21 protein-coding genes are annotated in these 26,416 nt (G+C 59.1%); 12 read left to right on the top strand and 9 right to left on the bottom strand.

Annotation, left to right across the window (positions count from 1 at the left end):
- Positions 1-2,874: FAD-binding oxidoreductase (locus tag VL003_RS10955; protein ID WP_325442390.1), on the top strand; the 2,874-nt coding region annotated here is incomplete at its 5' end.
- Between the two features lie 37 nt (positions 2,875-2,911).
- On the opposite strand, the gene phoR is transcribed toward VL003_RS10955, so the two are convergent.
- A complete protein-coding gene (phoR, locus tag VL003_RS10950) occupies positions 2,912-4,219 on the bottom strand; it encodes a phosphate regulon sensor histidine kinase PhoR (protein ID WP_325442388.1) in 1,308 nt (435 codons plus the stop codon).
- A gap of 33 nt (positions 4,220-4,252) precedes the next feature.
- Complete coding sequence (gene phoB, locus VL003_RS10945; protein ID WP_325442386.1) at positions 4,253-4,957, bottom strand: phosphate regulon transcriptional regulator PhoB; 705 nt, start codon at positions 4,955-4,957, stop codon at positions 4,253-4,255.
- A 191-nt stretch (positions 4,958-5,148) separates the two neighbouring features.
- On the opposite strand from phoB, the gene ubiE reads away from it, so the two are divergent.
- Positions 5,149-5,919: a bifunctional demethylmenaquinone methyltransferase/2-methoxy-6-polyprenyl-1,4-benzoquinol methylase UbiE gene (ubiE, locus tag VL003_RS10940; protein ID WP_325442384.1), complete on the top strand. Its 771-nt coding sequence runs from the start codon at positions 5,149-5,151 to the stop codon at positions 5,917-5,919.
- A 46-nt stretch (positions 5,920-5,965) separates the two neighbouring features.
- Positions 5,966-6,559 (top strand): hypothetical protein, encoded by a 594-nt coding sequence (locus VL003_RS10935; RefSeq protein ID WP_325442382.1) that lies wholly within the window; start codon positions 5,966-5,968, stop codon positions 6,557-6,559.
- A gap of 31 nt (positions 6,560-6,590) precedes the next feature.
- On the opposite strand, the gene VL003_RS10930 is transcribed toward VL003_RS10935, so the two are convergent.
- Positions 6,591-7,895: an SEL1-like repeat protein gene (locus VL003_RS10930; RefSeq protein ID WP_325442380.1), complete on the bottom strand. Its 1,305-nt coding sequence runs from the start codon at positions 7,893-7,895 to the stop codon at positions 6,591-6,593.
- A 179-nt stretch (positions 7,896-8,074) separates the two neighbouring features.
- Here VL003_RS10930 and VL003_RS10925 point away from each other — a divergent pair, with 179 nt between their 5' ends.
- The 5 genes from VL003_RS10925 (at position 8,075) to rfaE2 (ending at position 12,889) form a co-directional block, all read left to right on the top strand.
- Positions 8,075-9,043 carry a Tim44 domain-containing protein gene (locus VL003_RS10925; RefSeq protein WP_325442378.1) on the top strand — a complete coding sequence of 323 codons (969 nt, stop codon included), beginning with the start codon at positions 8,075-8,077 and terminating at the stop codon, positions 9,041-9,043.
- A gap of 193 nt (positions 9,044-9,236) precedes the next feature.
- Positions 9,237-9,869, top strand: coding sequence for a ubiquinone biosynthesis accessory factor UbiJ (locus VL003_RS10920; RefSeq protein ID WP_325442376.1), 633 nt, complete (start codon positions 9,237-9,239; stop codon positions 9,867-9,869).
- 2 nt (positions 9,870-9,871) lie between these two features.
- Positions 9,872-11,428 (top strand): ubiquinone biosynthesis regulatory protein kinase UbiB, encoded by a 1,557-nt coding sequence (ubiB, locus tag VL003_RS10915; RefSeq protein WP_325442374.1) that lies wholly within the window; start codon positions 9,872-9,874, stop codon positions 11,426-11,428.
- A gap of 121 nt (positions 11,429-11,549) precedes the next feature.
- Positions 11,550-12,410: a ferritin family protein gene (locus VL003_RS10910; protein ID WP_325442372.1), complete on the top strand. Its 861-nt coding sequence runs from the start codon at positions 11,550-11,552 to the stop codon at positions 12,408-12,410.
- The gene (gene rfaE2, locus VL003_RS10905; protein ID WP_325442370.1) at positions 12,407-12,889 is read left to right on the top strand and encodes a D-glycero-beta-D-manno-heptose 1-phosphate adenylyltransferase; all 483 of its coding nucleotides are present in this window, start codon (positions 12,407-12,409) and stop codon (positions 12,887-12,889) included. The genes VL003_RS10910 and rfaE2 overlap by 4 nt, the downstream gene beginning before the upstream one ends.
- A gap of 40 nt (positions 12,890-12,929) precedes the next feature.
- Here the strand turns inward: rfaE2 and VL003_RS10900 are convergent, their stop codons facing one another.
- The 6 genes from VL003_RS10900 to VL003_RS10875 all read right to left on the bottom strand — a co-directional run bounded on the left by VL003_RS10900 (position 12,930) and on the right by VL003_RS10875 (position 20,131).
- A complete protein-coding gene (locus tag VL003_RS10900) occupies positions 12,930-14,288 on the bottom strand; it encodes a TolC family outer membrane protein (RefSeq protein WP_325442368.1) in 1,359 nt (452 codons plus the stop codon).
- A 2-nt stretch (positions 14,289-14,290) separates the two neighbouring features.
- A complete protein-coding gene (locus VL003_RS10895; RefSeq protein WP_325442366.1) occupies positions 14,291-14,971 on the bottom strand; it encodes a protein-L-isoaspartate O-methyltransferase family protein in 681 nt (226 codons plus the stop codon).
- Between the two features lie 85 nt (positions 14,972-15,056).
- Positions 15,057-15,866, bottom strand: coding sequence for a bifunctional hydroxymethylpyrimidine kinase/phosphomethylpyrimidine kinase (gene thiD / locus VL003_RS10890; protein ID WP_325442364.1), 810 nt, complete (start codon positions 15,864-15,866; stop codon positions 15,057-15,059).
- Positions 15,867-15,965: 99 nt separating this feature from the next.
- A complete protein-coding gene (locus VL003_RS10885; RefSeq protein ID WP_325442362.1) occupies positions 15,966-16,760 on the bottom strand; it encodes a thiazole synthase in 795 nt (264 codons plus the stop codon).
- A 495-nt stretch (positions 16,761-17,255) separates the two neighbouring features.
- The gene (locus VL003_RS10880; protein WP_325442360.1) at positions 17,256-18,215 is read right to left on the bottom strand and encodes a helical backbone metal receptor; all 960 of its coding nucleotides are present in this window, start codon (positions 18,213-18,215) and stop codon (positions 17,256-17,258) included.
- Between the two features lie 2 nt (positions 18,216-18,217).
- Entirely contained in the window at positions 18,218-20,131 is a 1,914-nt protein-coding gene (locus VL003_RS10875; RefSeq protein WP_325442358.1) for a TonB-dependent receptor domain-containing protein, read from the bottom strand.
- Positions 20,132-20,574: 443 nt separating this feature from the next.
- Here VL003_RS10875 and metH point away from each other — a divergent pair, with 443 nt between their 5' ends.
- From metH to VL003_RS10855, 4 genes are all read left to right on the top strand, one after another.
- On the top strand, positions 20,575-24,351 hold the full coding sequence (metH, locus tag VL003_RS10870) for a methionine synthase (protein ID WP_325442356.1): 3,777 nt from the start codon (positions 20,575-20,577) through the stop codon (positions 24,349-24,351).
- Positions 24,352-24,357: 6 nt separating this feature from the next.
- Positions 24,358-25,185 (top strand): helix-turn-helix transcriptional regulator, encoded by an 828-nt coding sequence (locus VL003_RS10865; RefSeq protein WP_325442354.1) that lies wholly within the window; start codon positions 24,358-24,360, stop codon positions 25,183-25,185.
- Between the two features lie 132 nt (positions 25,186-25,317).
- Positions 25,318-25,506, top strand: coding sequence for a DUF3460 family protein (locus tag VL003_RS10860; RefSeq protein WP_325442352.1), 189 nt, complete (start codon positions 25,318-25,320; stop codon positions 25,504-25,506).
- A gap of 9 nt (positions 25,507-25,515) precedes the next feature.
- Positions 25,516-26,394: a segregation and condensation protein A gene (locus tag VL003_RS10855; RefSeq protein WP_325442350.1), complete on the top strand. Its 879-nt coding sequence runs from the start codon at positions 25,516-25,518 to the stop codon at positions 26,392-26,394.
- Positions 26,395-26,416 lie beyond the last annotated feature (22 nt).

Below are 26,416 nucleotides of genomic sequence, written 5' to 3'. Positions count from 1 at the left end.
GCGGCGCCTGGCGCGAAGTTTCTGCGTTCTGAAACGCTGGTGATCGAAGGCAGCCGGTTTCGCAAGGCAGGTTTGGGCAAAGACGTCACCGACAAGTTTTTGGCGGGGTTGCCGGGGATTCAAAAAGAGGGCTGCGACGGCCTGATCACGTCGGCGCGCTGGATCTTGCACCGCATGCCTGCCCATACGCGTACGGTGTGCCTCGAGTTTTTTGGTCAGGCTCGCGATGCCATTCCTTCCATCGTCGAGGTAAAAAATTATCTCGACGTTGAAGGGCGCCGCATGGGCGCCATTTTGGCCGGGCTCGAACACCTTGACGAGCGGTATTTGCGAGCGGTGGATTACACCACCAAAAGCAAACGGGGCGGCATGCCCAAAATGGCCCTGTTCGGCGATATTGTGGGCGACGACCCAGACGCCGTGGCAGCCGCCGCCAGCGAAGTGGTGCGCATTGCCAACACCCGTCACGGCGAAGGCTTTGTGGCGGTCAGTGCCGAAGCGCGCAAGCGCTTCTGGCTTGACCGCGCGCGTACTGCCGCCATTGCCCGCCACACCAACGCCTTCAAGATCAACGAAGACGTGGTCATTCCGTTGGACCGCATGGGTGAATATACCGACGCGATCGAGCGCATCAACATCGAGCTTTCCACGCGCAACAAGCTTCGCCTGCTCGACCAGCTCGAACTGTTTCTTACTTCGGGCGAACTGCCCGTGGGCAAGATCGAAGACCTCGAAGACGCCGAGCACACACGCGAAGACGTGCTGCAAGAACGCGTACTCGAAGCGGTCGCCACGCTGCGTGCGGTGCGCGAGCGCTGGAGCTGGCTGCTCCTTAACCTTGATCTGCCGTTGGCAGAAGGGTTGGGGCGCATGCAGGACCTGGGCCTCGAAGACCCCGATCAGCGCATATTGGCAAATCGTCTGGGCGCCCAGCCCGAGGCTCGCGTCTTCGATGTGGTTCAGGACCACACGATACGGGTCTCGTGGAAGACCGAGATTCGTGCACTGATGGAGCGCTACTTTGCGGGTGCCGAATGTGCTGCGGTGCTGGCCGAGATCCAGGCCATTCACGACCGCGTGCTGCGCGGACGAGTATTTGTCGCCCTGCACATGCACGCCGGCGACGGCAACGTGCATACGAATATTCCTGTCAACTCTGACGACTACGAGATGCTGCGCGAGGCCAACGAGGCCGTTGTGCGCATTATGCAGATCGCACGCGATCTTGACGGTGTTATTTCGGGCGAGCACGGTATTGGGCTGACCAAGTACGAGTTCCTTACCCAGGAAGAGCTGCAACCTTTTCAGGACTATAAACAGCGCATCGACCCCGAAGGGCGCTTTAATGCCGGCAAGCTTATGCCGGGAGCCGACCTGCGCCACGCCTGGACGCCCAGCTTCAATTTGCTGGGGCACGAATCGCTCATCATGCAGCAAAGCGAGATCGGCGCCATCTCTGGCGCAATCAAAGACTGTCTGCGCTGTGGCAAGTGCAAGCCAGTGTGCGCCACTCATGTGCCGCGCGCCAACTTGCTGTATTCGCCGCGCAACAAGATTCTGGCCACTTCGCTACTGATCGAAGCCTTTTTGTACGAAGAGCAAACCCGGCGGGGTATCAGTCTGAAGCACTGGGGCGAGTTCGAGGACGTGGCCGATCATTGCACCATTTGCCACAAATGCTATAACCCGTGTCCAGTCGACATCGATTTTGGTGATGTCTCCATGGAAATGCGCGCCTTGTTGCGCCGCATGGGTAAAAAATCGTTCAACCCCGGCACGGCGGCGGCCATGTTCTTCCTGAACGCCAAAGATCCGCGCGTCATCAAGGCCACCCGTACGGCCATGATCGAGGTGGGCTACAAGGCTCAGCGTTTGGCGCACGACCTGCTGGCCGCGCCGGCTCGCAAACAGACGCAGAGCCCGCCCGCCACCGTGGGCAAGGCGCCCATCCGCGAACAGGTCATTCATTTCGTCAATAAAAAAATGCCCGGCGGCCTGCCCAAACAGACGGCGCGCAAGTTGCTCGACATCGAAGACCCCGAATACGTACCCATTATTCGAAACCCTGCGTCTACCTCGCACGATACCGAAGCGGTGTTTTATTTTCCGGGTTGCGGGTCAGAGCGCCTGTTCTCGCAGGTGGGTCTGGCGACACAGGCCATGCTGTGGCATGCCGGGGTGCAAACCGTGCTGCCGCCAGGCTACCTCTGCTGCGGCTATCCGCAGCGGGGTAATGGCATGAATGACAAGGCCGAAAAAATCATTACCGATAACAGGGTGCTGTTCCATCGCATGGCCACCACCCTGAACTACCTGGACATCAAAACCGTGGTGGTCAGTTGCGGCACCTGCTATGACCAACTGGCGGGCTACGAATTCGACAAGATCTTTCCGGGCTGCCGGCTTATCGATATTCACGAGTACCTGCTTGAAAAAGGCATCAAGCTCGAGGGGGCAACGGGGGTGCGTTATATGTACCACGACCCCTGTCATACCCCCATGAAGCTGCAAGACCCGCTTAAAACGGTCAAGTCTTTGGTGGGCGAGGGCGCCATCCGCACGGATCGCTGCTGTGGCGAGTCAGGCACCTTGGCGGTGTCGCGTCCCGATATCTCGACCCAGGTCAGGTTTCGCAAGCGCGAAGAGCTTGCCAAGAACTCTGACACGCTGCGTGCCGACGGCTTTGAGGGCGAGGTCAAGATGCTGACGTCCTGTCCTTCGTGCTTGCAGGGTTTGTCGCGTTATCAGGGCGACACCGGCATGGATGCTGATTACATCGTGGTTGAAATGGCGCGCCATATTCTGGGCGAGTCGTGGATGCAAGACTACGTAAAACAGGCCAATTCGGGCGGGATCGAGCGCGTGCTGGTGTAAGTATGCCGGCTCCGGGCGGTTGCCCGTCCGGCCCTGGTTATTCAGGCTGGTTGGGGCATTTGACCACCCGCGACGATGGAAACTCCAGTGAAAACAGGCTGCCCGCACCGAAGCGGCTGCGAATGTTCAGCTCGGCATTGTGGCGCATGGCCACATGTTTGGTAATGGCCAGCCCCAGCCCCGTGCCGCCGGTAGAGCGTGAGCGGCCGCGGTCTACCCGATAAAACCGTTCTGTAAGACGCGGAATATCGTGTGCGGCAATGCCAATACCCGTGTCCTGCACCGAATAGCACGCTTTGCCCGACTCGGTTAAATACCAACTGACGGTAATCGTGCCGTTGGTGGGCGTGTAGCGAACGGCGTTGGTCAGCAGATTGCTGATGCCCGAGGCCAGTTCGGCTTCGATGCCGGTGATGCAAAGGTCGGCATTGATATTGACCACAAACACATGCTGGTCTTTCGACAGGCTGCGGGCCTGCTGCAGGGCGGTTTCGATCAGGTCGGCAACACGTACCGGCCCCCCCGCGATTGAGGGGGAGGACTCGAGCGTGGAAAGGGTCAGCAGGTCGTCGACAATGGCCTGCATTCGGCCGGCCTGCTCCATCATAAGAATGTGGTATTGCTCGCGCTGCTCGTCGCTGATCGAGTCTTCGGGCATGTCGTGCAAGGTTTCAAGAAAACCGGCCAACACGGTAAGCGGGGTGCGCAGCTCGTGCGAAACATTAGCGACGAAATCTTTTCGTGTGGTTTCGAGCTTTTCAAGCTGGGTCACGTCGCGCGTGACCACCAGAAACTGGTCCGTGCCGTATTGCGTCAGCTGAACCAGTAGCGAACGATCCTGGCCTTCGCGAACCACATGCATCAAAAGGGGGGCGGACCAGTTCTGGTTGCGGGCGTATGCGGCAAATTCCGGGGCGCGCAAAATATTGAATATGCTGAATCCCCGGTCGGCCTCGATATTGAGGCCGGTATGCTCGGCGGCCACAGGGTTGCACCAGGTAACGTTCATTTCCTGATCAAGGGTGATTGCGCCGTCGGGCAGCGCGCTGGCTGCCAGCATGATGCTGTCGAGGTGGCGATTGAGCTCTTCGATTTCCTGCCCGTCACTGCGAAGCTTGCGGTAGATGGGAGCCAGAATTTCGTCCCACGGACCCACCGACACAGGGGGCGGATTATTGATGTTCTTGACCCACTTTGAAATGGTCGAGAGCTGGATTCCGCTGACGATGATCATGGCGACTAGGCCGAAGGTCAGCACCGACCAGCCTGTAACCGGGTTGATCCACCGGCCTAGCAGCCAGGCAGCCAGCGCCCATACGCCGATCGAAAAAAAAGTTTTTAACATTGAAAGATCGGCTTGTAGCGTGCGCAGGCGAAATCAGTTGGCAGGAATAGGGCGTTGCACGGCAAAACGGTAGCCGGCGCCGCGTACGGTTTCGATATGGGTGTCGTGACCGGTAGGCTCGAGCGCCTTGCGCAAACGACGAATATGCACATCGACGGTACGCTCTTCGACGAACACATGGTCTCCCCATACCTGATCCAGCAATTGGGCGCGCGAAAATACGCGCTCGGTGTGTGTCATGAAAAAATGCAACAGGCGAAACTCGGTTGGCCCGACGGTAAGGCTGCGGTCATCGCCGGTGACACGGTGCGTGGCCGGATCCAGTGTCAGTGTACCTATTTTAATAAGGTCGTCGGTAAGCTGGGGCGCGCGTCGACGCAACACCGCCTTGATGCGCGCCATCAGCTCTTTGGGTGAAAACGGCTTGGTGATGTAGTCGTCGGCGCCGGCTTCCAGGCCCTCTATCTTGTCGTGTTCCGAACCTTTGGCCGTGAGCATGATTACCGGCACCTGGCGGGTGCGTTCTTCGCTGCGTAATTTTTTAGCCAAGGTAATGCCCGAGGCGCCCGGTAGCATCCAGTCCAGCAGGATCAGGTCGGGCAGTTCGGCGCGGATGAGGGTCTGGGCCTGCTCAGCGTCAAAGGCTCGCAGCACCTTATGACCGGCAAAGCTCAGGTTGACCGAAATCAGTTCCTGGATGGCCGGTTCGTCTTCGATGACTAAAATGGTCGTACTCATGGCAGTGGCAATATGAATTGATTTTGAATGACGGAATACGAAGCATGTTATGGCTTCAATATTACAGGTTTGTGAAAACTGTCATGGGTCGGTGCAATGGTCGGGCCACGCTCGGTTTCCGGCTGAATTCAGTCAGCACGCCGCTTTAATCTAAAATGACCCTTCCGCACTCTGAGTCAACCTATATTGTCATGCCAGATCCTTCCACGCCCCAGCCCACGCCCGGCACCCCAACCACTCATTTCGGTTATCAAACCGTTCAAGAGGCCGAGAAAGCACGCAAGGTGGCCGAGGTCTTTCATTCGGTGGCGGCCAAGTACGACGTCATGAACGACCTCATGTCGGCCGGCCTGCACCGGGTCTGGAAGGCATTTACCGTCGGCAGGGCCGAACTCAGGCCAGGCATGAAGGTGCTGGACATCGCCGGGGGCACGGGCGATTTGTCCAAGGCATTCGCTCGCCGGGTGGGTCCCAGCGGCCAGGTGTGGCTTACCGACATCAACGACTCCATGCTGCGCGTGGGTCGTGACCGCATGGTCGATGCCGGGCTCTTGCTTCCGACAGCGGTGTGCGATGCCGAAAAACTGCCGTTTCCCGACGGGTATTTTGATCGGGTCAGCGTGGCGTTCGGCCTGCGCAACATGACCCACAAAGACCAGGCTCTGGCCGAGATGCGCCGGGTACTCAAGCCGGGCGGCAAGCTGTTGGTTCTGGAGTTCTCGCGCGTGGCCAAGCCTCTGGCGCCCGCCTACGACTGGTATTCATTCAATGTATTGCCCTGGCTGGGCAAGCGGGTCGCGGGTGACGAAGAAAGCTACCGTTATCTGGCTGAATCCATACGCATGCACCCCGACCAAGAAACCCTGGCCGATATGATGCGCACCGCCGGGCTTTCGCGGGTGCGTTACTTCAACCTGACTGCAGGCCTGGTTGCCTTGCACGAAGGTGTGAATCTGGGCTGACGCGCCGGGCCCCCTAGTTTTATGAACCAACCCGTGTAACACCCCAATGAGCATCTTTAGCAGAACCCTGTTCATCAGCACCGTGGCGCTGGCAGGCGCACTTGCAGGCTGCACCCAAAACACACCTTCCGATAAGGTGGTGCGGGATCACCTGCAGCGCACGATCTCCTCTTATGATCTTTACGCCTCGTACTTCAAGCTTGATACATGGGAAAGAGAAAACGGCTGGAAAGACAACGACAACTACGTTGTAGTGGCTGACGCCACACTCAAATCCAAGGTCCACTACCTGCAGGTGCTCTCGGATTGTGTGGTGGGTATGGAAGACGGCACGGTGGTCGAGTCTTTGCAGGCCGGCATTCATATGCTGCAAGGCAAATTGCTGGGTACCGAAAAAGCGTTTGTTCAGTATTGGAACGGCCCGGCCACCCAGGTTCCGCAGCCGCAAGCTTTGCAAGAGCTTTCCCAGCGCATCAGTAAAGAGCGTATCGATGGTCTGTTGAAGGCTTGCGACGCTTACCTGATCAGTACGTACGGCCATCTTATCGACCGAACCTTGTCACCCGAGACCGAGCTCGTCAGAAAATACACCATGACGTTCAAGCAGTCCGAAAAAGGATGGATGGGGATTTCCGGCTAGGGCTCGGCCATAAGCCCTGCGCTGTGGCTTGTTATGGCAGGATCACGGGGCGCATATAGTTTGGATCGGCCTTCAGCACATGGTTATCCAGCGCTTTCAGGAAGTTCCCGGCGGCCATCAGTTCGGTCGTCAGGGCCTGGCCCTGCTCGATCTCTTCTTGAGACAAGGTTTTTGCGATGGCGTTGCGATTCTGCGGAGCTGGATTTGCGGACGACGCGTCTGTCGTGGCCGAGACATTCCACAATGCATACGCAGCGACCGCATTTTTAGGTGCACCGTTTCCATTAGAGTAGAGGATGCCGAGGTTTCTTTGCGCTGTGGCGCTACCTTGCTCGGCAGCCAGTCTGTACCATTTGACTGCCTCTTTGTAGTCCTGGGCCACACCTTGCCCTAGGTCATACATATAACCTAGGCTGGTTTGGCCGTCGCGACTACCCTGCTCGGCGGCCAGCCGATACCACTGAACCGCCTGCTTGTGGTCTTGTGCCACCCCTTGACCGTAAAAATATAACTGCCCCAGGTTGTGTTGCGCGCGAGCTTCCTTCTGATCCGCCGCCAGTCGATACCAACGGGCCGCTTCCTTGTAATCTTGCTTTACTCCGCGTCCGTGCTGATACATGGCGCCCAAATTGCCTTGTGCATAAGCGTTGCCCTGATCGGCAGCCAAGCGGTACCATTTGGCCGCCTCTGCATGGTCTTGGGCACCGCCTTGGCCTGTTTCAAGCAAATACCCCATGCTGTTTTGTGCAAAGGCGTTACCTTGTTCGGCGGCAAGCTTGTATAAAGTGAAGGCCTGGGCATGATCTTGCGCTACGCCTTTGCCTGCGTTGTACAGGCCGGCCAGTTGAGCCTGGCTCCATGCGTTGCCCTGCTCCGCGGCAAGACGATACAAGCGCGCGGCTTCTTTGTAGTCTTGCGCTACCCCGCGCCCCTGTTCGTACATATGGCCAAGATTTGACTGGCCCATGTAATAGCCTTGCTCCGCCGACGCGTGGTACCACTTGATCGCTTCAGCGTAGTTTTGCGCAACGCCTTGGCCGGTTTCATAAGCGTATCCCAGACTGGCCTGCGCCGACGGGTCTCCTTGGTCGGCAGCCAAGCGATACCACTTGGCCGATTGGGCGTAATCTTGTCGTACGCCGCGCCCCGACGAAAACAAAGCGCCCAGTTTCCTTTGGGCGTTGATATCGCCTTGCTCTGCCGCAACTTGGTATTGTTCAGCTGCGGCGGCATAGTTGCCTTGGTCGTAGGCGGCGTCGGCCTCATGCAGCGTCGCGGCTGCGGTAGGACCAAGACAAGAAACGACGACGGCAAACAGGGCGGCAAGGCTCTTCATACGAAACAAATCATGTCAAACAAAACGGGTCCCGATCTTAGCATTTCCGTCGCCGGTGAACTTTTCGGTTGGGTACCTGGTCATAACTACGTTAATATTCAGGTTCCAGTAAGCTCACTTACTCCAAAACCTTCGTCAGTGGTCGGCGGCGTAAACGCCCGGCTGCACAGGAGCACTCCATGAACAAACGGTTTTCCCGTTTTTTTGCTACGGCCCTCTTGGCTATCTGCGCCGTCAGCATGGTCTCCGTCTCGTTTGACGCCGAAGCACGCCGTTTTGGCGGCGGAAAAAGCTTCGGCAAGCAATCGCAACGGGTCACCCAGAATCAACCCGCCGCCACCCCGCCCGCAGCCGCGGGTACCACCCAACGCAGTGCGGCGTCGCCTGCTGCGGCCACGGGTGCAGCAGCGGGTACGGCCGCGCGTAGCGGCATGTCGCGTTTCACGGGCCCGCTTATGGGCATTGCCGCCGGTCTCGGTATCGGTTGGCTGCTGTCCCAGATGGGGCTTAGCGGAGCCTTGCTCGAAGCGCTATCTAGCATGCTCGTCATTGCTCTAATCGCATTTGCCATTCTGTTCATCGTGCGCCGCTTCCGTCGTACGCCTGCTGCGGCAACGCAGGGCGCCGGTGGCATGCGCCGCGAAGGCATGGGCAACGCCGACTGGCAGCGTCCGTCGATGCCGCCGGCCGCCCCTGTGGCCGCTTCCGCGCCCATCGCCGAGCCCTCGGCGCCCGAAGCCGCACAAGCTCAAGACAGCTGGTTCATTCCGGGTGGTTTTGATACGGCCGGTTTCCTGGCCAACGCAAAGAAGCAGTTTATTGCCATACAGGGTATCTGGGACCGCGGCGATGTCGATCAGCTTGGCGAATACCTCACCGACGACCTGATCGCCGAGTTCCGTCCGCAGATCCAGGCTCGCGAAGGCCGGCCCGAGCACACCGAAGTGGTGCTGCTTAACGCCGAGCTTCTGGGCATTGAGGCGGTAGCGGGCGGCCACCTTGCCAGCGTTCGTTATTCGGGCATGCTGCGCGAGGCGCCCGGAGCCGAGGCTTTCCGCTTCGAAGAAGTTTGGAACCTGTACAAGGCAGAGGATGCGGGCTGGCTCTTGGCCGGTATTCAGCAAATTCCGGGCGATCAGGCCAACTAATTGCGTGGGCCCCGGCGGGCCCACGCCAATGCTTTCGCACTCCAAAGGCATGCCGCAATGCAGCCTTTGGGGTGTTTTTTGTAAAAGCGGCCAAGGGCCCTTTCGGCGCAGGCGAGCTCTAATCGCCAAAACCGTTAAACTTAGGGCCTAATTCCCTTTTGCTAAGGGCGGCGTCGCCGCAGTCCAACCTCTCATGCTCGCTTTTCCGTCTCTTTTCGCTCCTGCTTCGGTGTGCGTACGCCTGCTCAACGGCTTGTTGGCACGCGAAGACTGGGCCCAGGAGCGACTGGCGCGCCATGCCGGCAAATCGATACGATTTGTCGTGGCGCCTTGGCAGATCAGCCTGGGTATCCGAGCCGACGGTCGAGTCGAGGCCTCAGACCCGGTTATTGTCCCGGATGTCACGCTTACCCTGCCTGCCGAGAAGCTGGGTCAACTACCGGCCATTTTGCGTCGCGGCGACACCGACGAAATCACGGCGCTGCTGCATATCCAGGGCGAAGCGGGGCTGGCGCAAGTAGTGTCCGAGCTGGCACGCGGCCTGCGCTGGGACATCGAAGATGACCTGGCCAGGGTGGTCGGCGATGTCGCCGCAGTACGCCTTGTCAGCGTCGCGCGTGGCCTGGGCCGCAGCGCCCAGCGCTCGACGCAACGCATGGCCGAAAATATCGGCGAGTTTCTGGTCGAAGAAAACCCCCAGGTGCTGGGTCGCATTGCCTTCGAGCAATGGCGCGAACGTCTGGCCGCCCTGCAGCAACGGCTGGGCAGCCTCGAGGGCCGCGTCCAGCGTCTTGAGCGCAATACTACGGCGCGGAGACCGGCCTGATCATGTGGACGTTATTTCGCCTGGTTCGCATTGTTTTTGTATGCCTGCGCTATCGGCTCGACGAACTGGTGTTGTCCAGCATCAAGCATCCATTGGCCTACGGGCTGCTCAAGGTCGTGCGTTTCGGACGTCCGCCCCGCATGGCGCGCGGCGTGCGCCTGCGGCTGGCGCTCGAGGCGCTGGGGCCTATTTTTGTCAAGTTCGGCCAAGTGCTGTCTACCCGGCGTGATCTGATCCCGCTTGATGTGGCCACCGAGCTGGCCTTGTTGCAAGACCGCGTGCCGCCGTTCCCGTCCGAGCAGGCGGCTGCGTCCATCGAGGCGGCGTTGGGGGCATCGCCACAAAAACTCTTCCAGCACTTTGAAGTCGACCCCGTGGCCTCGGCGTCGGTAGCGCAGGTTCACTTTGCAGTCATGCACGACGGCCGCGAAGTGGCGGTGAAGGTGTTGCGGCCGGGCATGCTTAAAGTCATTGATAAAGACCTGGCCCTGATGCGCATACTGGCAGGTATGGTCGAGCGTGCGCTGTCAGACGGGCGTCGATTGCGCCCGCGCGAGGTCGTGGCCGAGTTTGACAAGTATTTGCATGACGAGCTTGACCTGATGCGCGAAGCGTCCAACTGCAGTCAACTGGGCCGTAATTTCGGCCCGGAAACCGGGCGCCATCATCTGCTGATGGTGCCCGAGGTAGTGTGGCAGTACACATCAAATACTGTATTTACCATGGAGCGCATGCACGGCATTCCAGTCAGCCAGATCGACAAGCTGCGCAAGGCAGGCATTGATATTGAACTGTTGGCCCGTACAGGGGTCGAAATCTTCTTCATGCAGGTGTTTTCCGACGGTTTTTTCCACGCCGACATGCACCCCGGCAATATTTATGTCTCTGACGCGCCCGAAACGCTAGGGCGCTACATTGCGATGGATTTCGGCATTGTGGGTTCTTTGTCCGAGCACGACAAAAACTACCTTGCGCAGAACTTCCTGGCGTTCTTCCGGCGTGATTATCGGCGGGTAGCGCAATTGCACATTGAGTCGGGCTGGGTTCCGCCCAGCACGCGCGAAGAAGAGCTTGAAGGCGCCGTGCGCGCCGTATGCGAACCCTACTTTGATCGGCCGTTGGCTGAAATTTCGCTTGGGCAGGTGTTGCTGAGGCTGTTTCAAACCTCGCGCCGTTTCAATGTCGAGATTCAGCCTCAATTGGTGCTGTTGCAAAAAACCCTGCTCAACGTCGAGGGTATGGGGCGCGAGCTGGACCCTAACCTTGACCTCTGGAAAACGGCCAAGCCGTATCTGGAGCGCTGGATGCGGGAGCGGGTGGGCTTGTCGGGCATGCGCGCGCGCCTGGAACAAGAGGCGTCGCAATGGGGGCAGATATTGCCCCAGTTGCCCCGTCTTACCTATGCGGCGTTGGCGCGGCCCAACATGCAGTCTCATATGCATGCCGAACTTTTGCGCTTGCGCAAGGCACAAGAGCAAACTAATCGTTTACTTATAGTGTTTGCCGCGACGGTGGCCGTGGCCATAGGTGTTGCAATTTGGGCCCTTGCGGCCCATTGAAATGGGTACTACGCTTGTTTAAAAAACTTGTCAAGATTGCAAGTTAAGCTGGGGCGGCAGGGCTTGTCGACGATACGTGCGCGATTCGGTTCATGCCATTTACGAATTAAGAGAGATCTATATGCTTTATCCTGAATTGTTCAAATCTATGGAAGCGGTGCGCTGGAATATGGGCTCCGACATTCCCTGGGACCAGTTCGACGCAAGCAAGCTCTCGGACGAACAGGCCTACACCATCAAAATGAACGCCATCACCGAGTGGGCGGCGTTGCCTGCGACCGAGATGTTTCTTCGCGACAACCGCGACGACAGCGATTTTTGCGCCTTCATGTCGATCTGGTTCTACGAAGAACAAAAGCATTCGCTGGCGCTAATCGAATATCTGCGTCGCTTTCGGCCCGAGCTGGTGCCCACCGAAGAAGAGCTGCACAAGGTTCGATTCGAATTTGACCCGGCTCCGCCCCTTGAAACACTAATGCTGCATTTTTGCGGCGAAGTGCGCCTTAACCATTGGTATCGCCGCGCGGCCGACTGGCACACCGAGCCGGTCATCCAGGCTATTTATAAAATTATCGCCCAGGACGAGGCGCGGCACGCCGGCGCCTACCTGCGTTACATGAAGCGCGCCCTGGCGCATCAGGGCCAAGAGTTCGGCCGTAACGCCCGCCTGGCGTTTTCCAAGATTGGCGTGCTTATGGCCTCGGCGCATCGAACCCCTCAGGCGTTGCATCCCACCAACCTGCATGTCAACAAAGACATGTTCCCCAACGATACGGTGCAGTCCAAACTGCCCAGCCCGGGTTGGCTTGAAAACTGGCTCGACAACCAGATCTGCTTTGACAAAGAATGGGAAGGCAAGGTAAGCGCCCGCATCCTGCACAATATGTCGCTGCTGATGGACAGCACCTTCAACACCGTGCAAGACCTTAATCGCTATCGCAAAAGCCTTACAAAAGGCGCGCCCGAGCCTGCCGGCGCATGAGCCCCCGGTTCGAGGCCAAGATCCTATCGCGCGAAGACTGCGTCGCTCGCGCGCAGGCGGGCGGCTTTGCAAGGCCTTTGGTGTTTACCAACGGGGTCTTCGACATCCTGCATCGCGGCCACGTCAGTTATCTGGACGAGGCCGCGCGCTTGGGGGCCACACTGATCGTAGCCGTGAATACCGACGCCTCGGTGCGTCGCCTGGGCAAAGCGCCCGACCGGCCGCTGAATACTGAATCAGACCGCGCTGCCTTGCTGGCCGCGCTCGAGTCGGTGTCATGGGTTACCAGCTTTCATGAAGACACTCCGCTCGAACTTATCAACCAGTTGCGGCCCGACGTCATTGTAAAAGGCGGCGACTACGACATGCAGACACTGCCCGAAACGGCATTGGTCCAGTCATGGGGGGGGCGTGCCGTGGCCGTTCCGTTCGAGTTTCAGCGCTCTACAACTTCGTTGCTGCAGAAGATACGCGCTTAACAAGCGTTATGAGCCTTGCCAACATATGCACGGTCGGGTTCTAGCCGTCGCTGCGCTGGTTTGTTGAGGTGGTGGGCGCATCGAGCAACTCATTGATGGCGACGATGTCCTGATCGCTAAGTATGCCGCTGGCGGCCTTTAGGCGCAGGCTGCTCATTAGCGTGTCGTAGCGGGCACGCGACAGCGCGCGGCGGGTTTCGTACAGCTGTTGTTGTGCGTTGAGCACATCGATATTGACCCTGACACCCAGTTCGTAGCCTGTGCGGTTGGCGTCAAGCGATGCCTGGCTTGATGCTTCGGCCGCGCGCAAGGCCTGGATGCGGGCCAAACCCGAGATCACCCCCGAAAAATACTGCTGGGTCGATTGCACGGCCTGGCGCTTGGCTGCCTCGTATATATAGCGTGCCTGCTGTAGCCGAGAGGTTTGTTCGCGTACTTGCGACGAAACTTCGCCGCCGCTGAAGATGGGGATCGAAAGCTGCAGCCCCACGACCGAATCCAAAGACCTAGGTCCGTTGCGTTGCCCGTATATGCCGCGGTCGCTGGCACTGCCGGTTTGCGCATAGAGGCTTACACTGGGGTAATGGCCGCTTTGCGCGATGTCGATCTGCTTCTCGATGATAAGGGTGTCCAGATGCGCGCGCGCCACGTCAAGACTGGCCTGCGACGACTGTGCGGTCCAGTCGTCGAGCCGGGCCGGGTTGGGCGCCGGCAATGATGTTTCAGTCGCGAGCCCCAGTAATGGGCCGGGCCGTTCCCCGATGATTTTCGCAAGCTGGTCTGTACTTACCTGCAATACGCTGTGCGCTTCGATTTCTGACGCGTTCAGCAAATCGAGCCGGGAGCGCGCCTCGTGGATGTCGGTGACGGTGGTTGCCCCCACCTCGAAACCCCTTTCGGCCGCACGAAGCTGGGTCTCGACGGCTTGCTTTTGCGCTTGGATGGTCTTGAGTGAGTCTTGGGCGGCCAGAATCTCGAAGTACGCCTGTGCGACCCGCAGGATCAGATCTTGATACGCTTGTTGCAGGCCAAGGTCGGCCGAGCCGGCAATATACTGGGATTGACGAAGTTGGCCCCATCGGCCGACGTCGAATACGGGCTGGGTAAGCGTCAGCGCCCAGAGCCCGACACGGCGGGTTTCGTGGTGCTGCAAGTTGCGGGTGCGACGAACGTCTTCGAGCTCGCCTGCAGAGTCCAGGGTAATGTACGGAAGCAGACGGGCCCGCGCCTGCGGGATTTTTTCCTGGTTGGCGTTGCGCCCGGCGCGTGCCGCTGCGTAAACCGGATCTCGTTGCAAGGCTGCCGACCAGACCGATAGAAGGTCTTGGGCAAATACCGGAACACTTGCCGTTAAAGCAAGCAGGGTGGTAAACAGGGCGCGCAACGTAGCCCGACACATGTTTAAAACTTAAATTGTGACACTGCAGTACCGCGCAGGGGTTTGATCACTGTGTCGAACAGGCCTTCGGTGTCGAAACTGGCCGCGCTGGTACGGGTAATTCGGCAGGCGGTCATGACGGGCATTGTGCCAACCACCACCACCATGCGTCCGCCGATGCTAAGTTGATACTTAAGCGCGTCGGGTACGGTGGGCACTGAACCGGTCAGCAAAATAGCGTCGTACTCGGCGGTGCCCCAGCCTGCATGGGCGTCGCCAATTTCAATCGTTACATTGTCGACCTTATTTCGGCTTAAATTATCGGCGCCGAAAGCGGCGATGCGGCTGTCGATTTCAATGCTGGTGACCTGCTGCGCCAGCGTGGCCAGCAAGGCGGCCTGGTAGCCCGAGCCAGTGCCGATTTCAAGCACGCAATCGGTGGGCTCAAGCAGAAGCTCCTGGGCCAGTCGCGCTTCTACCTTGGGCGTCAGCATGGTTTCGTGCGTGTCGGCAGCGTTAATGATAAGCGGCAGTTCGACGTCTGAAAATGCCAGCGCACGAAGCTGCGCAGACACGAAACGCTCGCGCTGTACGTCGACCAAGGCCTGCAGGACTCTGGGGTCTTGAACCAACCAGGGGCGGATCTGCTGCTCGATCATGTTGAAGCGAGCAAGTTCGACTTCGGAAAGGCCTGTCGCGGTCATAGCGTTACGTAAAGAAAGAAAATCAAACAGGCCACATTGTACCGATTCATAGCCGGCGGGTGTTGGCGGGCAAGGGCCATGCCGCCTACCACCATGCATGAAAATGCTGAACCGGGCCGTGGCCCGAGCCCACTTGCAGCCGGTCGGCCTGGCCGATAGCCGCAACAAGGTAGGCTTTGGCAAGCTGCGCCGCAGTGGGAAGATCGGGGTGCTGCGGCAGCAGCGCCGCCAGCGCGGCCGACAAAGTGCAGCCGGTGCCGTGGGTATTGCGGGTGTCGATGCGCCGACCGGGCAGTTCGATCATTCGGTCGCCGTCGTGCAGCAGGTCGATGGTATCTTGTCCGGGCAGGTGCCCCCCTTTAAGGAATACCCAGCGCTGCCCGGAGTCGCTCAGCAGCCGGCGCAGTTTCTCGGCCACGCGGCGCATGTCGCGCAGGTTCTCCGCCGTGGCGCCGCCCACCAGTACTGCGGCTTCGGGCAGGTTCGGGGTTAGCACGGTGGCTAGCGGAAGCAGGCTTTCGCGTAGTTCGTCGATGGCGTCGCGTTCTAGCAATGAGTCACCGCTTTTTGCGATCATGACCGGGTCAAGCACGATATGAGCCGGTTTCCAGTGAGCAAGCCGTTCGGCCACAACACGTGTTACCGCTTGCTGACCCAGCATGCCGATCTTGACGGCATCGATACGGATATCGGCAAATAAGGTGTCGATCTGCAAAGCCACAAAGGCCGGAGGAACCGGCTGAACGCCGGTAACGGCTTGCGTATTTTGGGCAGTCAGGGCGGCCACTACCGCCATGCCGTAAGCGCCCAGGGCGCTCATGGCCTTGACGTCGGCCAGCACGCCGGCACCCCCCGAAGGGTCGACTCCGGCGATCGAAAGAGTATTTGGGATCATGTCTTGACGAAAATACCTGCGGTAAAAAGCGTATGCGCTAAGCTCAGGCCCGGCCCATCGAGGCCCGGCCCATCGAGGCCCGGCCTATCGAGGCCCGGCCTATCGTGGCTGTATCAGGCCTTCTACAGGGGAGCTTGGGTCGGCCGTGTAGAACTTGCGCGGCATGCGTCCGGCCAAATGGGCTTCGCGCCCGGCCTCAACCGCTTTTTTCATGGCGCCGGCCATAAGAATGGGGTCGCGTGCCCCGGCAATGGCGGTATTCATAAGAATGGCGTCGCAACCCAATTCCATGGCCACGGCGGCGTCTGAGGCGGTGCCCACCCCGGCGTCGACCAGAACGGGAACATTGGCCTGGTCGATGATAAGACGCAGGTTCCACGGGTTGAGTATGCCCATGCCCGAGCCAATAAGCGACGCCAGGGGCATGACGGCAATGCAACCGATGTCTTCGAGCATGCGGCACTGTATCGGGTCGTCGGTGCAATAAACCATTACCTTGAAACCATCGTCGACCAAAGTTTTGGCCGCTTTCAGGGTTTCGGGCATATTCGGGAACAGGTTGTTCTGGTCGCCCAGCACCTCAAGCTTGACCAGCTCGTGTCCATCCAGCAGCTCGCGCGCCAGGCGCAGGGTGCGAACGGCCTCGTCGGCGTTGTAGCAGCCGGCGGTATTGGGCAAGATCGTATATTCGGACGGCGGGAGAAAGTCGAGCAGGCTGGGCTCGTCAGGATTCTGGCCGATGTTGGTGCGGCGAATGGCGACGGTGACGATCTGCGCGCCACTGGCTTGTATGGCGGCGCGCGTTTGGTCGAAGTCTTTGTATTTGCCGGTGCCGACCAGCAGGCGCGATGTGTATTCGCGGCCGGCCAGCGAGAAGGTGTCTGCTTGCGTCATTTACGAGAGGTATCGTGCGGGCGCCGGGCTGGTGTTGCACAGGCGCTTGATGTGTGAAGATTTTGCTACTTTCAATGTGGAAGGATAAAGCATTTGTCGCGCGCTGTGTGGCTGCCTCTCTCGCCACCAGCGGCTCACAGTTGAGGCTGACGGATAAGGGGTATCTCTGTAATGGGCCGTTCTACCCTGTATACATGCCTTGCGCAAACGTTAGCCGTCGGGGGCGGTACAGGTATTTTTGGGCGTTGGAGGGCGCTGCCGCAAACTGCCCGACCGCCCGAAAATACCTGTACCGCTCCCGACGGCGTTTTAGAACTCAAACAGAGCAGTTCAGTTATACAGGCGGTCTGAGTTTCTAAGCGCCGTTGGTGGCGAGGGTGCCTGGGCCGGGCGGTCGGGCGGTTTGAGGCAGCGCCCTCCAACGCCCGGCCCAGACACCCTCGCCACCAGCAGCTTGCAGTGGCGGCTGGCGGAGTTCTCGGCCCAGGCGCAACATTAACGCCGAGCAGTTTCGAGCGCTTCGCATAGTTTCTGAGTCGCTTCGATGAAACGAGGCCCAGGTCGAAACAGCGTGTCTGGGTCGATGCTGGATACCCGGGTGCCCGAGCCCGCATCGAGCCCAAGAGCCGCCCAGCGTGCGGCCGCCTGCTGCTCGCGCTGCGGCGTGGCTTGCGCCACAATGATCACATCAGGGTGTTTATGCAGGATATGCTCCGGCCCGATGGGCAGTGCAGCAAGCGGGCTGTCGCTAAAAACATTGACGCCGCCGCAAGTGCGAAGCGCATCGTTCAGCATCACGTCGTTGCCCACTGCGTATAACGGCGTATCGTCAATCTCTATGAAGACCGACACCTTTGGACGTTCAGCATAGTGTTTACGCAGCGCATCCAGGTCGGCACGCAATTTGGCCGCTGTTTGATCCGCGTGCAAAGACGTGCCCAGGCGCTTGCCCAGCAACTGGATCTGATCCGGAATGTCGTCCAGCTTGCCCGGGGCCACGTACTCCACAGGAATATGCAAACCCTGCAGGCTGCGCGCGGCCGCTGATATGACGCCCGTTTCCTGCCAGGCCAGCACCAGATCCGGCGCCAGGTGGGCGAGTTTTTCGACGCTGACGCTGCTTGCGCCGTCTCCGACCTTGGGCAGCTTGCGTGCGGCCACGGGGTAATCGCTGCTAACCACCGTGCCCACCAGGCTGGTCCCCGCGCCGGCGGCGTACACCATTTCGGTGATGTGAGGGGCCAGTGTTACCACGCGAACAGGGCGTTCGACGCTCTGCCCCCATGCGGGCGAGATGCCAAGCAAGAAGCAAAGCAGAAAGCCCGGCACGACACCCGATACTTTAGATGCGGATGTGCGTGGCCTGTCTGGAAAGCACCACGCCGGCATCGTTGCCAACTGCATCAATGGCCGCGATGCCATTCGAGCGAGGAAGTTGCGTCGTGGGCGTTGCATGATCACATCTTGACAGTCAGGTTCACGAACACGTTTGAACCAGGCGTGTTGTAGCCGTAGGCCGTGGTGTAATCCTTGCTGAGCACGTTGTTCCAATTGACCTGCACCGCGACGTTTTTGCTCACCTCGTAGTTCGCACTTAGATTCCACAGGCCGTAACCGCCAAGCTGGGTGCGATGGTAGTTGAAGAACTCATCTTGACGCAGGTCATAGCGCTTGCCTGTAAAGATGTATTCGCTACCTAACGTCCATGCCTTGATGCGGTGCTGGGCGCTAATGCGATAGATTTGCTTTGCTCGTCGCAGCAGCTGGTCGCCCGTTTCGTCGTCATGAGGGTTCTGGAAGTCTGCGCTCGCGCGTAGAGTCGTTGCGCCGAAATTGTGTTCGGCGGTAAGACTGAAACCACGTAGCGTGGCTGACCCCAAATTTTGTGGAACGTACTCATTATCCAGAGTGATCAAATTGCGAACTTTATTTTGATAGGCGATGGCGCCGATCGTCGTTTCCGACGTCGAATAGCTTAGGCCTGCTTCTACATTGCGGGATTTTTCAGGCTGCAAGTTGGGGTTCGAGGGCAGGGGGCCGCCCGGGGTATAGGGGGGGTAGTAAAGGTCGTTGAATGTCGGTGCCCTGAAGCCGGTGTTAACCGCGACATGAGCGCGTAGGGCCGGGGTCAGATCGTAGCCGTAGCTCAGACCGCCCGTTGTGGCATTGCCAAACTGTGACTCATGGTCGTTGCGTACGCTTGCCTGAACATGATGACGGTCAAAATCACCTGTATATACCGCGGTGAACGCATTGTTGTAGCGTCGCGTTTTGCTGAAGTCGACAACGGGGCCGGGCGTCCAATCGGGATTAAACGTGTTGATATCGCCCGAAGCTCTTTGGTGCAGGTGGTCGTAGGCAATGACCAGCTTTTGTGCTTCGTCCAGATCGAATTCGTTTTGCCACGTGTATTGGTGCTGTTGTGTACGAAACAGCGTGTTGTCGGCGGCATCAATCGTTCTGTTCTCGTCGTTCGTGTAGGTATAGCGAATGATGCTTTTCCAGTACGACGTCAATTGGTTTTCGCTGGCAAGACTATAGGTTTCCAATGTTTGGATTCCACGGTCATTAAACGGTGTGCCTTTGTTCAGATCAATCCCGCCGTTTACACGCGTGTTGTAGGCCATGAATTTCAATGTTTGGCCCGCTTTCCACTCATAAGCCAGCGTGCCGCGCAGATTCCGAAGGTAATAGCTGTCCTTGTCGGCGTTGTACAGACCGTTTGCGATGGAAGCGTTTGTGGCATTGATGCCATGGCTTTGTTCGTAAGAGCTGCCCAGGCTGTAGCTCCAGCCGTCCTTGTTGCCGGCAATGCCGGCGCTGTATTTGCTGGTGCCGTAGGTGCCTGCACCTGCCGACGCATGAGCCGAAAACGGTTTGTCGGTATTGGGCGTGGTAATGATATTTATCACGCCGCCAATGGCATTTGAGCCGTATAGGCTACTGGCAGAACCACGCACTACCTCAATCCGGTCGATGCTGGATGTCGGAACAGCGTTCAGGGCACCCATGCCGCTCGTGGCGCTATTTACCGGAACGCCGTCAATCAGAACCAGGGTTTGAGTGCTATTGGCGCCACGCATGTAAATGCCCGTTATGGTTTGCGGGCCGCCGCCATTGTAAAACTCGATGCCATGGTGTTTGGCCAGTACTTCAGCCAAGCTGTCCTGGCCGGCTTGTTCCAGTACTTTCTTATCGATAACGGTGACATCACCTAGCACTTTGCCGCTCGGTTGGGCCGAGCGCCCGGGCGTGACAACAATATTATCCAGCTCGGCAATCGAGGTCTGAGCGAACAGCGCAGCAGGGGCAATACCAAAGGAACAGAACGACAGGGCGGCCAGAGCGCGCGCCCGGGGAAGGATATTCATATGTGATACCAGAGCATGACGTGCGTCCCCGCACGCCAAGAAGAAAAAACCACGTAGCCGCCAAGGCCGGCAAGGCGCGGCGATGGTGACAGCGGTGGGCTCGATGAAGGCTGGTATCGGGCTGGTGCAAACACACCGTACCGTTGCGGGGGCAGCACAGTTTGCGCGGGGGCGAACATCGATCGATGTGGCCGGCGGGCTGTTTCCCATTGAACTTTCGCAGTGTGGCGGCCGAAAAACGGCGACCACACCGAAAGCACCTTCAGCCGAGAATTTAGCATGCGGCGGGGTTCAAATGCCCCTGCCGGCAACCCGGGTATAGCCCCATTGGCGGCGTTGTCATTGGGTGCGTGCTGTGGTAATGCCGCTACAATGTAGTGTTGTCTTGGTCGAATCCCCGATGCCGGAAATGCCGGCGTCTGCATAGTTCTTCAGGTAAGCGCGTGTCCCATCCTTCTTTGCCGTACCCCTTGTCCTCATACACTCGTGGCGCCGACTTCGTGCGCCTGTTGGCTTCCAGAATGCTGATACTGGACGGTGCCATGGGCACCATGATCCAGCAGCACAAGCTGACCGAGCTGGATTTTCGTGGTGAACGCTTTGCCGAGCATTTCAAGGACGTAAAAGGTGACAACGAGCTGCTGTCGCTGGTTCGGCCCGATCTGATCCTGCAGATACATCGCGAGTATCTCGAGGCGGGGGCCGACGTGATTGAAACCAACACTTTCGGGGCCACCTCCATTGCTCAGGGCGACTACGGGCTTCCCGAAATTGCCTATGAACTCAACGTGGAGTCGGCCCGTCTGGCCCGTCAGGCCTGCGACGAGTTCAGCACGCCCGACCGCCCCAGGTTTGTGGCCGGGGCGCTTGGGCCACAGCCTAAAACGGCCTCGATTTCGCCTGACGTCAATGACCCTGCGGCGCGCAATGTCACGTTCGAAGAGCTGCGTATTGCGTATTCCGAGCAACTCAACGGTCTGCTCGACGGGGGCATCGACATTGTCCTGATCGAAACCGTTTTCGATACGCTTAACGCCAAGGCGGCCATTTTCGCGGTCGAAAGTGTTTTTGAAGAAAGAGGCGTGCGCCTGCCTGTCATGGTTTCGGGCACCGTTACCGACGCCTCGGGGCGCATTTTGTCGGGCCAGACCGTTGAGGCGTTCTGGAACTCGGTGCGCCATGCACGCCCGGTTACCATCGGCCTGAACTGTGCGCTGGGCGCCGCTCTGATGCGGCCTTACGTGGCCGAGCTGTCCAAGATCTGCGACACCTATCTGTGCGTCTACCCCAACGCCGGCCTGCCCAACCCCATGGCCGAAACCGGCTTTGACGAAACGCCTGAAGACACCTCTTCCTTGCTCGAAGAGTTCGCCCAGGCGGGCCTGGTCAATATGGTGGGCGGCTGTTGCGGCACCACCCCCGAGCACATTCGGGCCATTGCCGAACGAACCGCGCACCTGCCTGTGCGCAAGGTTCCCACCGTGCCGGTGCGTACCCGCCTTTCGGGCCTTGAGGCGCTTAATTTCGATGCTGAATCGTTGTTCATCAACGTGGGCGAGCGCACCAACGCCACAGGCAGCAAGATGTTCCTGCGACTGATTCGCGAAGAAAAATACGAAGAAGCGCTGGTGGTGGCGCGTCAGCAGGTTGAAAGCGGTGCTCAGATCATCGACATCAATATGGACGAGGCCATGCTGGATTCAGTGGCCTGCATGCATCGCTTCGTTAACCTGGTGGCGTCCGAGCCCGACATCGCTCGCGTGCCGATCATGGTCGACAGCTCGAAGTGGGAGGTCATAGAAGCCGGCCTTCGCTGCATTCAGGGCAAGCCCATTGTCAACTCAATCTCCATGAAGGAAGGCGTCGAAGAGTTCCTGCACCACGCCCGACTGTGCCGCAAGTATGGCGCGGCGGTGGTGGTCATGGCGTTTGACGAAAAGGGCCAGGCCGACACACTGCAACGACGCAAAGATATTTGCGGGGAAGCCTACCGTCTGCTGGTCGAAGAGGTGGGCTTCCCGCCTGAAGACATTATTTTTGACCCCAACGTGTTTGCCATTGCCACCGGTATCGACGAACACAACCACTACGCGATGGATTTCATCGATGCGGTGGGCTGGATCACGCAGAACCTGCCGCACGCACGCATTTCGGGGGGCATTTCGAACGTAAGTTTCTCATTCCGGGGCAATGAGCCGGTTCGCGAAGCCATTCATACCGTTTTCCTGTATTACGCCATTCAGCAAGGTCTGACGATGGGTATCGTCAATGCGGGCCAGTTGGGTGTGTACCAGGACATCGACAAGACCCTGCGCGATCTGGTCGAAGACGTCGTGCTGGATCGCGCCGAGCCGGTCGGGCGCACCGACCCCAACGACGAACGCAGCAGCACCGAGCGCTTGGTCGAGTTCGCCGAAACGGTCAAAGGGTCGGGTCTGCGCAAGGAAGAAGATCTGGCCTGGCGCGAGCAACCCGTTGAGCAACGCCTTACCCATGCCCTGGTCAACGGCATTACCACCTTCATTGTCGAAGACACCGAAGAGGTGCGCCAGAAAATCGCCGACCAGGGCGGGCGGCCTATCGGGGTCATCGAAGGCCCGCTCATGGACGGCATGAACGTGGTGGGCGACCTGTTCGGCGCCGGTAAAATGTTCTTGCCTCAGGTGGTCAAGTCGGCTCGGGTCATGAAGCAAGCCGTCTCGCATCTGGTGCCTTTCATCGAAGAAGAAAAACGTCAGATTGCGGCCGCGGGCGGCGACGTGCGTTCCAAGGGCAAGATCGTCATCGCCACGGTCAAGGGCGACGTTCACGACATCGGCAAAAACATTGTCACGGTCGTGCTTCAGTGCAACAACTTCGAGGTCGTGAACATGGGCGTCATGGTGCCCTGCGCCGACATCCTGGCCAAGGCCAAAGAAGAAAACGCCGATATCGTCGGCCTGTCCGGCCTGATCACCCCCAGCCTCGAGGAAATGGCCTACGTCGCCTCAGAAATGCAGCGCGACGACTATTTTCTAAGCCGCAAGTTGCCGTTGCTGGTGGGTGGAGCCACTACCAGCCGGGTACATACTGCAGTAAAAATCGCCCCTAACTACGAAGGCCCGGTTATTTACGTGCCCGATGCCAGCCGCTCGGTGGGGGTGGCCACCAATCTCATGTCGGATCAGTGCGATGCTTATCTGGCCGAAGTGGCCGAAGAGTACGAGCTGGTTCGCAAGCGCCACGCCAACCGTAAAGAGACGCCGCTGGTGACCCTGGAAGAGGCGCGCGCCGGCAAGCCGGTTATAGACTGGTCAAGCTATGTGCCGCCCCGACCCAAGTTTATCGGACGGCGCACGTTCGAAAACTACGACCTGGCCGAAGTTGCGCGCTATATCGACTGGACGCCTTTTTTCCAGACCTGGAGCCTGTTTGGCCAGTATCCCGCCATTTTGCAGGACAAGGTGGTGGGCGAACAGGCTGTCAAGCTATTCGAAGAAGGCCAGGCCATGCTGCGCAAAATTATCGACGGCCGCTGGTTGAAGGCCAGCGGTGTGGTGGGGTTCTATCCAGCCAATACCGTCAACGGCGAAGATATCGAGGTCTATCGCGACGAGTCTCGTACAGAAGTGCTGTTTACCTGGCGCAACATACGCCAGCAAACGCTCAAGCGCGAGGGTGTCGACTACAAGAGTCTGGCCGACTATATAGCACCCAAAGAAAGCGGTGTGGCCGACTACATAGGCATGTTTGCCGTCACGGGCGGGCTGGGTATCGAGCCGCATGACAAGGCGTTTCTGGATGCCGACGACGATTACTCGAGCATCATGCTCAAAGCGCTGGCCGACCGCTTCGCCGAGGGTTTTGCCGAATGCCTGCACGCGCGGGTACGGCGCGATCTATGGGGCTACGTGGTCGACGGAGACCTGGACAACGCAGCCCTGGTCGCCGAAAAGTACCAGGGCATCCGCCCTGCGCCGGGTTATCCGGCCTGCCCCGAGCACGTGGTAAAGAAAGACATGTTCTTGCACCTACGGCCAGAAGAGATCGGCATGCAGCTGACCGACAGCTACGCCATGTATCCGGCTTCAAGCGTGTCGGGCTTTTATTTAAGCCACCCGCAGTCGCAGTATTTCAATGTGGGCCATATCGGCGACGACCAGTTGCAAGACTATATCAATCGCAGCGGGCGCGAAGAAGAAGACGTGCGACGCACGCTTGCCAGCGTGCTGCGCTCGTAGGCGGGCATGTCGGTGACCGGTTCCGCTTCTGATGCGCCCGGCCAGACCGACGGCCAGGCAAGATCCGTCCGGCGCGCCGCCTTGGGCGATTTTCTGCGCAGTGTGCGTGCCCGGGTTAGCCCCGAAAGCGTCGGTCTGCCGCCTGGTTCGCGCAGGCGCACACCGGGCCTGCGACGCGAAGAAGTGGCCCAGTTGGGTGGCATCAGCGTTACCTGGTACACCTGGATAGAGCAGGGGCGCGACGTTTCCGTCTCGCCGGCGGTGTGGGCCCGCTTGGCCAGCGCCCTGCATCTGACGCGCGCCGAGCGGCACTATTTGTTTGAGCTGGCCGAGTGCGCCGACCCTGAGCACGGGGGCGAGACGTCCGACCCCTTGCCCGAAGGGCTGGAGCAGTGCGTGCACAGCATCGTTGTACCGGCCTATGTGCTGGACCGATGCTGGAACGTCCTGGCGCGTAACGAGCCCCTGCTTGAACTATTCGACGGCTGGCCAGATAGGGTAGAGCACCCCAATCTGTTGCGTTATATCTTTTTGGACCCCGCAGCCCAGCACTTGGTGGTGGACTGGGAGTCGCGTGCGCGCCGGGTAGTGGCCGAGCTGCGGGCTGATGTGGCGGCCTACGCCGACGAACCCGACGTGCGCACGCTGATCGACAGCTTGCTGGAAGAAAGCCCGGTGTTTGCACACTGGTGGCGTCGACAGGCCGTGGTCGAGCGCGAGGGCGGCTTGCGCGGTTTTCGTCATCGGCAGTTGGGGGTGGTTCATTATCGCCAGATCACGTTTCGCTCGGCCATTCGGCCCGACTGCAAGCTGGTCATGCTCATGACCGACTAAACGCCATAGACCCGGGGTTCGCGCAAACACAGCAGGTCTGCAAGAAAGCCGTACGCCTGCCAGGGCAGGCTCGAAATGGCCGCGTCTGCGTTAAACTCTTGGTTGACGGTTAATCTTATTGAAACAAGACACATGGCTGGCCATTACGAATCCGAAATTACGCAGTTCCTGAACCAGTACAAGCGCGAACACGCCGATACCGAGCAGCGCCAGCGCGAAGGCCGCGCTCGCCTCTGGGATAAAAACCTCGACCCCGAGCAACTCGAGTATTTCCGTGCGGGGCGGGTCAATCAGCAACCCTACGTCTATCAAACGGACTAACCCGCTCCAATGACAGCATCCGCCGTTCCGGCCGATGACCTCAGCGCGCTGGTCGACCCCAAGGTAGACAGTACCCCTGACGTCGTCGACAGCGTGGCGCTTGCGCGGCTATATGGCGAGCCTTTGTTCGCGTTGCCGCAAGATCTCTACATTCCCCCCGACGCCCTCGAGGTGTTTCTGGAAACCTTCCAGGGGCCGCTTGACCTGCTGCTGTATCTGATCCGAAAGCAGAACTTCAACGTGCTCGATATTCCCATGGCCGAGGTCACGAAGCAGTATCTGTCTTATGTAGAGCAGATCCGCAATCAGAACCTGGAATTGGCCGGTGAATACCTGCTGATGGCCGCGCTGCTTATCGAAATCAAGTCGCGCATGCTGCTTCCGGTCAAACACACCGATACTGGCGAAGAACCTGACGACCCTCGGGCCGAACTGGTGCGCCGCCTGCTTGAGTACGAACAAATGAAGCTGGCCGCACAAAAGCTGAACGAACTGCCCCAGTTGGGCCGCGATTTTCAGCGCAGCCACGCTTTCATGGATCTTCACGTCGAGCGGATGCTGCCCGAGGTGGATGCGAACGATCTGCGGCAGGCCTGGGCCGACATTATGCGACGGGCCAAACTGAATGCCCATCATCGCATCACGCGCGAGCAACTGTCGGTCCGCGATCACATGAGCCAGATCCTGCGTCGCCTGGCCAATGTGCGCTTCATGGAGTTTTCCGAGCTGTTCAGCGAGCGGATTCAGCAGGGCGATACCGTGGCCGTGGTGGTCGTCCATTTCCTGGCCATGCTCGAGCTGGCGCGCGAGTCGCTGCTTGAAATCACGCAGGCCGAACCTTACGCACCCATTTATGTGCGTTTGTCATACACTGCGGCGTCAGCCTGAGGGCGGCCAATCGCCCCTGCAC

Origin of the sequence: Pusillimonas sp. (assembly GCF_035515275.1) — a bacterium.
Classification (GTDB): domain Bacteria; phylum Pseudomonadota; class Gammaproteobacteria; order Burkholderiales; family Burkholderiaceae_B; genus Pusillimonas.
Note: the sequence above shows the minus strand (reverse complement) of the source record. Positions and strands in the feature narration are given on the sequence as shown.

Bases quoted from the DNA above. Each gene is read 5' to 3' on its own strand.
- VL003_RS10865 (WP_325442354.1), top strand. From the start codon at position 24,358: ATGTCGGTGACCGGTTCCGCTTCTGATGCGCCCGGCCAGACCGACGGC.
- VL003_RS10935 (WP_325442382.1), top strand. From the start codon at position 5,966: ATGAGCATCTTTAGCAGAACCCTGTTCATCAGCACCGTGGCGCTGGCA.
- phoB (WP_325442386.1), bottom strand. From the start codon at position 4,957: ATGAGTACGACCATTTTAGTCATCGAAGACGAACCGGCCATCCAGGAA.
- phoR (WP_325442388.1), bottom strand. From the start codon at position 4,219: ATGTTAAAAACTTTTTTTTCGATCGGCGTATGGGCGCTGGCTGCCTGG.
- rfaE2 (WP_325442370.1), top strand. From the start codon at position 12,407: ATGAGCCCCCGGTTCGAGGCCAAGATCCTATCGCGCGAAGACTGCGTC.
- VL003_RS10855 (WP_325442350.1), top strand. From the start codon at position 25,516: ATGACAGCATCCGCCGTTCCGGCCGATGACCTCAGCGCGCTGGTCGAC.
- VL003_RS10930 (WP_325442380.1), bottom strand. From the start codon at position 7,895: ATGAAGAGCCTTGCCGCCCTGTTTGCCGTCGTCGTTTCTTGTCTTGGT.
- ubiB (WP_325442374.1), top strand. From the start codon at position 9,872: ATGTGGACGTTATTTCGCCTGGTTCGCATTGTTTTTGTATGCCTGCGC.
- VL003_RS10910 (WP_325442372.1), top strand. From the start codon at position 11,550: ATGCTTTATCCTGAATTGTTCAAATCTATGGAAGCGGTGCGCTGGAAT.
- VL003_RS10900 (WP_325442368.1), bottom strand. From the start codon at position 14,288: ATGTGTCGGGCTACGTTGCGCGCCCTGTTTACCACCCTGCTTGCTTTA.
- VL003_RS10895 (WP_325442366.1), bottom strand. From the start codon at position 14,971: ATGACCGCGACAGGCCTTTCCGAAGTCGAACTTGCTCGCTTCAACATG.
- ubiE (WP_325442384.1), top strand. From the start codon at position 5,149: ATGCCAGATCCTTCCACGCCCCAGCCCACGCCCGGCACCCCAACCACT.
- VL003_RS10885 (WP_325442362.1), bottom strand. From the start codon at position 16,760: ATGACGCAAGCAGACACCTTCTCGCTGGCCGGCCGCGAATACACATCG.
- VL003_RS10880 (WP_325442360.1), bottom strand. From the start codon at position 18,215: ATGCAACGCCCACGACGCAACTTCCTCGCTCGAATGGCATCGCGGCCA.
- VL003_RS10860 (WP_325442352.1), top strand. From the start codon at position 25,318: ATGGCTGGCCATTACGAATCCGAAATTACGCAGTTCCTGAACCAGTAC.
- VL003_RS10925 (WP_325442378.1), top strand. From the start codon at position 8,075: ATGAACAAACGGTTTTCCCGTTTTTTTGCTACGGCCCTCTTGGCTATC.
- VL003_RS10920 (WP_325442376.1), top strand. From the start codon at position 9,237: ATGCTCGCTTTTCCGTCTCTTTTCGCTCCTGCTTCGGTGTGCGTACGC.
- VL003_RS10875 (WP_325442358.1), bottom strand. From the start codon at position 20,131: ATGAATATCCTTCCCCGGGCGCGCGCTCTGGCCGCCCTGTCGTTCTGT.
- thiD (WP_325442364.1), bottom strand. From the start codon at position 15,866: ATGATCCCAAATACTCTTTCGATCGCCGGAGTCGACCCTTCGGGGGGT.